The 6,634-nt window shown below is 37.2% G+C and carries 4 protein-coding genes and 1 pseudogene; 3 read left to right on the forward strand and 2 right to left on the reverse strand.

Translation table 11 applies throughout. The features are described from left to right. Positions 1 to 794, forward strand: a 794-nt coding sequence (locus tag J8L97_RS22170; protein ID WP_211052850.1) for a DMT family transporter, incomplete at its 5' end; no start/stop codon positions are given. Between the two features lie 444 nt (positions 795 to 1,238). On the opposite strand, the gene J8L97_RS22175 is transcribed toward J8L97_RS22170, so the two are convergent. Continuing rightward, on the reverse strand, positions 1,239 to 2,774 hold the full coding sequence (locus J8L97_RS22175) for a LytTR family DNA-binding domain-containing protein (RefSeq protein ID WP_211052852.1): 1,536 nt from the start codon (positions 2,772 to 2,774) through the stop codon (positions 1,239 to 1,241). A 167-nt stretch (positions 2,775 to 2,941) separates the two neighbouring features. On the opposite strand from J8L97_RS22175, the gene J8L97_RS22180 reads away from it, so the two are divergent. Next, a complete protein-coding gene (locus J8L97_RS22180; protein WP_211052853.1) occupies positions 2,942 to 4,405 on the forward strand; it encodes an alpha/beta fold hydrolase in 1,464 nt (487 codons plus the stop codon). Between the two features lie 477 nt (positions 4,406 to 4,882). On the opposite strand, the pseudogene J8L97_RS22185 reads toward J8L97_RS22180, so the two are convergent. Then, positions 4,883 to 5,143 (reverse strand): annotated as a pseudogene (locus J8L97_RS22185) (endonuclease III); the annotation flags it as partial. 724 nt (positions 5,144 to 5,867) lie between these two features. On the opposite strand from J8L97_RS22185, the gene J8L97_RS22190 reads away from it, so the two are divergent. Then, positions 5,868 to 6,545, forward strand: coding sequence for a DUF4386 domain-containing protein (locus tag J8L97_RS22190; RefSeq protein WP_211052855.1), 678 nt, complete (start codon positions 5,868 to 5,870; stop codon positions 6,543 to 6,545). Positions 6,546 to 6,634: the final 89 nt, after the last annotated feature.

The raw sequence follows: 6,634 nt of genomic DNA on the forward strand, positions 1-6,634 counted from the left end.
TTGTCATTATGGCATGGAAAAAATTAGTTATTGATTATAAACGCATGTTTAAACGGCCTAAAGTATTATTTTTAGGGGTTAGTTCTGTGGTTACTTATCCGTTATCATTTTATTCCTCAATGCAGTTATCTGGTGTTGTTATTGGCACGGTCATATCTATTGCTATGGCGCCGTTTTTTACCGCAATCCTTGAACGTCTAATAAGTCATAAAAAGATATCACTGCAATGGGGCGTGAGCTTTGTCATTGGTGCGATAGGGATTGCTTTTTTGACGTTTGGCAAAGAGCAAAGCAGTGGTACTGCTTACAACATGTATCAACAGATCATGGGGGTTTTTTTGGGGGGTATTGCCGGATTGAGTTATGCCGGTTATTCATGGGCTGCGAAGCGCTTAATTGAAAGTGGCGTTCATTCTCAATCATCCATGTCTGGGCTGTTCGGGTGTGCTGCTTTATTGTTGCTTCCGTCGTTATGGTTTACAGGAGGTAACTTATTTTCAAGCCCAACGAATGTGTTGGTATCTTTGTATACTGCCGTGATCCCAATGTTTTTAGGGTACTTGTTATTTGGATTTGGCTTGGGTTTTGTAGATGCAAGTAAAGCGACACTCATAACCCTTATTGAACCTTTAGTTGCAACTGTTTTCGCTGTTTTGATCATTGGCGAAAAGCTTAAGGTCATTGGGTGGGGAGGTATTTCTTTAGTATCATTGTGTTTAGTGATCCAAACCATTCAGCCGCAAAGTAAGTTATTTTATATGCTGAGCCCACTAAGGTTAAAAAAGAGCATGTGACCTGGGTTTCATCTAAGATTCAGCGACCGCTTTAGAGTCAATGCGGTCAAACATTATTTCGTCTTATTTTTAATTCTTCAATAGGACAAGAACCAAAAATAGGTTTACGGGCAATCTTTTGACATGTGCAGCGCTTATGAGTGAATTACATCGTTTAAAGCACCCATAATCCCCAACCAGATTGAAGGCCATGAACATACATGGTCGATATGGGGGCTACTGCTATGATAGACTGACGAAAGGAGGGTTAGATATTTGGCTTTATATCTATCTGTTGGGCTGTTTTTTGCTATTAGTGAATAATTAACTGGCATTATCCCAGTATTTTTTTGGGTAACCAATTAAGCCGATAGGTTAGGCATAGGAGTACAGATTACAGGGTTCGCTTAAACTCTAAAGTGGTCTGATCTATATGTGTTTATACTCAGATTGGGGCTCCGATACTTAACTTTGCTTAATGTAGTTTCGAACTGTAGGCATAATTCTTCGACTGACAGGCACTTCCATTACATCGTGAAGTTGTAAAAAGCCAGCACTCGATTTTTCAGTTTGTTGTGAACTTTTTGTATTTAGACTGCGAATACAATCTACATTCACTAAATATGAGCGATGCACTCGCAAAAAAGTATTAGGAAGTGTCGCTTCTAACTCTTTTAAACTGCCGGTGAATAAACGTTGTGTATGATCTTTAAGGTTAATTTCTACGTAATCCCCCGCGGCTTTGCAAAACACCACTTTATCACTGGTGATAAGCTCTAATTTTCCCGCACTGTTAATTTTAATTACGTTAGGTTTAGTTTGTTGTTGGTTTTGTTCAAGTTTGAATTGCAGTTTGGTAACCAAGGCTTGTTCTGCTTCTTTATCTTTTTGTTCTTTATTGAGTTTTTTGGCTTGAAGAATAAATAAAAAAATTAGCACTGTGGAAATGATGTAATAAAAAAGCACATCATGAAAGGTCGTGAGCGTTAATATAATGGTGAGTGAGGAAAAGACAAACACAATTGCATAAGTTACCCACTCTTTTGATTTAGTTGTTAAGGCTTGAATAGTTAACAGTGATGCACATATTAAACTTGGTACCAGTATCGCCAAAGCAGTTTTTGGATCAAATCCGGGGGATAACCATACAGTGGTTAAACTTAAACTGGCACCTGATAGAATCCACCAATATGTTTTTTTCTTTTCGAGCTTTAAAATAACAAAGCTTAATAAACAGACCCCAAATAAGAACGAGAGTGAAACGATGAGCAGTAGTCTGACATCTTGAAGCGGGTATGGGTAAGAAAATAATGCGCGAGAAATTTCAGCAAATAGCTGTAATGATGCAAATGAGGTCATCAATAAAAATAACAAATTATTTGCCCGCTTTCTAGGGCTGAAGCTAGCGACAAAAAAGTAAACGGCACCTAATAACAAAGCGCCGAGTGGTACTATCGATACACTTAAATTTCGGTGAATAAAATAAGTCGGATCAGAATAGATGCCAAAACCAATAAAATTTAACGGGGCGCTTAAAGTTAAAAAGCCATGATGAGATGACATTTTTACAATAAGTTCGTTGGTATTAGGTTTTACTAACTTAGCGGGGACATAAAACATCGCGTCTATTTTTCCCACTTGTTCTAAATTGGGAATCACATTAGGCGAACCATTACTACCAAGGTAATGACCATTAAAATAAACTTTACTCGATGCTTTCCCTGAAATATAAACACTCTTAGGTTGCGTGTCTTTTTCCATGTGATTAGGAACATTGATGGTTGCTTTTACCCACAATGCAGTGTTTTGAGGATCTATTTGCCGAGCGTGTTTTGTTTTACATTCAGGCTCATTAAAATTTGGCATTACATCTGAAGAAGTCACTATCGGGCAGATAATGACTGAATCTAAGTTTATAGACACTAAAGACTGTGAGAAACCGAATCCAGAATACAGAAACAGAATGAAACACAGTTGAGATATGAGAATACGTAACTTCATGGTAAATACTATATTAAAAACTCCGTTATCTTACACTACCTTTTACCGATTAGTTTATACCACTCAACGAAAATCAACGGTAAATAACATGCCTTTCAAATAGTTATGGGTGAATTTTTTTACTGTTTAGGTAAAAGTGACGACATTGAAACATGTAGGATGAAGTCATGAATATTAAAAAATTTACCGTTGGTTTGTTGTTCTTAATAGCGCCATTAGTGACATTTAACAGTATTGCGGCTAAGACGTTTGGCAATGAGAGAGAAATCCAATTCAAAAGTGGTGAGCAGTCAGTGTTAGCGTACGAAGGCTCTATACAGGTAATGGAAAACCGTAATAATAAAAATAGCCGATCTATTCCACTTACATATGTTCGCTTTCCTGCCACTGGCAATAAAAAAGGTGCTCCTATAGTTTATTTATCGGGGGGACCAGGAGGCTCAGGTATTTCAACTGCACAATATCCAAATTTTCGATTCCCTCTGTTTATGGCATTAAGAGAATTTGGTGATGTGATCGCTTTGGACCAACGTGGTACAGGAAAATCACGGATTGTCCCTAAATGTGAATCGACACAAGCTTTACCTTTAAACGAGCGTTTATCTGTATCAAAAATTAGCAAGGTTTATCGCGCAGCGGCTAAAGAGTGTTTTAGTTTTTGGGGCGAAAAGGGTGCCGATGTACTTGGTTATACTACTGTGCAAAGTGCTCACGATTTAAATGATTTGAGGAAGCACCTCAAGGTCGAAAAACTTACTTTATGGGGTATCTCGTATGGTACTCATCTAGCTCTTGCTAGCTTAAAGGTGATGGAAACCCATATCGATAAAATGATACTTGCTAGTGCGGAAGGGCTTGATCAAACAGTGAAGTTACCTGCCAGAACTGATGCGTATTTTAACCGTTTGCAACAAGCTATTAATCAACAACCTAAAGCCAAAGCGGTATACCCTGACGTTGTTGGCTTAATAAAGCGGGTACATAAAAAAATAGCAATTAACCCCATTTCAGTGACTATATCCCAAAAAGGTGGTAAGTCAGTAGAGTTCTTATTTCAAAAAAGCCATATGCAAGGCATAGCGGCTGCAATGATTTCAGACCCACATCGTTATGTCTCAATGCTACTGCAGTTATATTCAGATATTGATAATGACATTACTGTAATGCTTCCTAGTGTTATTAAGCGCGCAGGGTTGATGGAGCCTAACATCAGTTTAGACATCATGTCGTTTGGGATGGATATCGCATCAGGTATCTCAAGCCAACGGCAGATCTTAATTGAGCAACAAGCGCCAGCCTCTTTGGTAGGTAAAATGCTAAACTTTCCCATGCCGCATTTAAACAAAGCTATTCCAAATTTAGACTTAGGTGATGACTTTCGTTCTAAGCCTGTTTCAGATGTACCTACGTTATTGTTATCCGGCACACTAGATGGCAGAACGTATGTGCAGTCTCAATATGAAGCAACAGCAGGTTTAAGTAACTTAACTAAAGTGACTGTGAAAAATGCAGGGCACAACTTGTTTATGGTGTCACCGAAAGTAACTGAAACGATCAAAATGTTTTTGGATGACAAACCTATAAGTGACAAGGAAATTGAATTTACATTGCCGTCTTTTTTGAATAAGTGAGTTGAATTTTGATTTATTATCCAGAATTTAGGTTAGTTAACCTCTGGTTTGGATAAGGGTTTTGGAATAGAAGATGTTTTGTAAACAAACTTACGTACAATCCAATGATGATATTTTGTTCAATATCAAGGCGCTTTTATGCAGTCATAGCGGGCTATTACAAATGAAAGCAACGCCGAGAGTGAGAAAAATAGCCTTATTGGGCAAATTCGCTTATGCAGAGCTTAGGTTAGTTAATATAATACTATGTTTTAGTCTTCATGAAGTTATTGATGGCTAGGTAATATTTGCGGGAGAATAAAAAGGTAATATTTATTGATAGATTGATAGATTGATAGATTGATAGATTGATAGTGTATCAATGATTAATCTTGAGAATAGCTTTTATTCAATTGTGATAATGAATTTTCGTAATCCAAGGCTGAGTTGAAGCCTTGGATGCGCAATGTCCGTTGTTTACTCAAAACAGCTCTATGGCTACTCTGTTTTCTCTTTAAACTCACACAAATCTTCAATGAGGCAAGAGCCACATTTAGGTTTTCGTGCGGTACAGACATAACGACCATGTAAAATAAGCCAGTGATGTACATCGACCTTAAACTCAGCAGGTACAACTTTCTCAAGCTTTTTTTCGACTTCAACCACGTTTTTGCCCATGGCAAATTTAGTGCGGTTTGATACGCGGTCGATATGCGTGTCTACAGCAATCGTCGGCCAGCCGAAAGATAATGATAGTAGATGAGGGAGTAAGCTGAATTGTTGTGCTCTTAGCAATATATAACAGTAGACATAATCTTTCGCACCTAGAAGGTTACTTAAAAATTGGTCATGCATGCAAAAGATAGTCAGCCAATAATTTTATATCTATTAATACATAGGGATTTAAAAAGATTAGGTCATTACATCAACAATCTTCAGAATTCGATTTCAATTAAATTAATATAAAAAATACGTTCGAATAGGCCCATTTGGACGCATTAGGTCAGTTATATACTCATATTTAACATTATTGAAGGCCATGTGGACATTTGGCTGTTATGTTTTATCGCTACTAACGTTGCAATTGTATTTTTACGCGAAGGAAAAAGGTAGTAACAATGTTAAGTATGCAACCAATGGTTTGTTGTTTGTTATCACGCTGCTGATGATTATGGGGATGGTTGGCTATATACCTTTCTTATTAAAAGTCTTATCAGGCGGATTATAAAGATTAGCTGAAGCTAATTATGATGAAATGGAGCTGCCGTAATTTTCAGCTGTTCCATTACATAAGCCGCTTTGCACAAGTTGTGACTTCTCTATACATAAAATTTTATAACTAATACGTTCGAATAGGCCCATTTGAACGACAATACAAATCTGAAGCTTAAACTTAGGTCATCAAAAAGACCACAAAGTTATTATGCTAAACGATAAGTAATGGCAACAAGCTTTGAATATCCATACTTTAAGGAAATACACTATGTCTAATTTAACCACTGCACGTTTTTTCGGCGTATTATGGCTAATGTCATCATTTTCATACATGGCCGCAAGTTCACTCCTAGGGGAGTTTTTTAGTTCTCCAGATTATTTAATGCAGCTTTTTCCCAACAAGCTCACTATAACAACGGCAGTAATGTTGGAGTTTGTTAATTCAGTGGCTGTTGTAGGTATGGCAATAGTCATTTATCCCATAGTTAAAAAGTACAGTGAACATGTTGCAGTAAGTTATGTAGTATTCAGACTTATTGAAGCGATAATGTTACTTGTAGGGGCAGCGGCATTACTATCGCTTGTTAATTTGAGTAAGGAACTCATTGAGACCACAGCCAGTAATGTAGACTATTTACATACAATGGCCAGTATTATCAGAAAAGGACGTTATGTTGACTTTCAATTGGGTATGATTCCTTTGTCAATTTGTGGCTTTATTCTAGCCGTAACTTTCTTTCAGTATCGAATAGTGCCTAGAGCGTTTTCGGTATTAGGTATGGTGGGCTATTTTGCGCTGTTTTTAAAAATAATGTTTGATTTTTACGCAGTAAGTTTAGGCGGGCAATGGTTGTATCTTCCTGGGGCATTATTTGAGTTATCACTACCATTTTGGTTGTTTGTAAAAGGGTTTAACCTGAAGGAAATGCCAAGCAACGAACGTTAATGGTTAACGAACACATTTTTATTACTATAGTTGTATAAATACGAAAGAGGATTAATATGAACGACTTAACTACCAGTGCTAGTAATGAG

The organism is Pseudoalteromonas sp. MMG012 (assembly GCF_018100875.1).
Classification (GTDB): Bacteria; Pseudomonadota; Gammaproteobacteria; order Enterobacterales; family Alteromonadaceae; genus Pseudoalteromonas; species Pseudoalteromonas aurantia.

Bases quoted from the DNA above. Each gene is read 5' to 3' on its own strand.
- J8L97_RS22190 (WP_211052855.1), top strand. From the start codon at position 5,868: ATGTCTAATTTAACCACTGCACGTTTTTTCGGCGTATTATGGCTAATG.
- J8L97_RS22175 (WP_211052852.1), bottom strand. From the start codon at position 2,774: ATGAAGTTACGTATTCTCATATCTCAACTGTGTTTCATTCTGTTTCTG.
- J8L97_RS22180 (WP_211052853.1), top strand. From the start codon at position 2,942: ATGAATATTAAAAAATTTACCGTTGGTTTGTTGTTCTTAATAGCGCCA.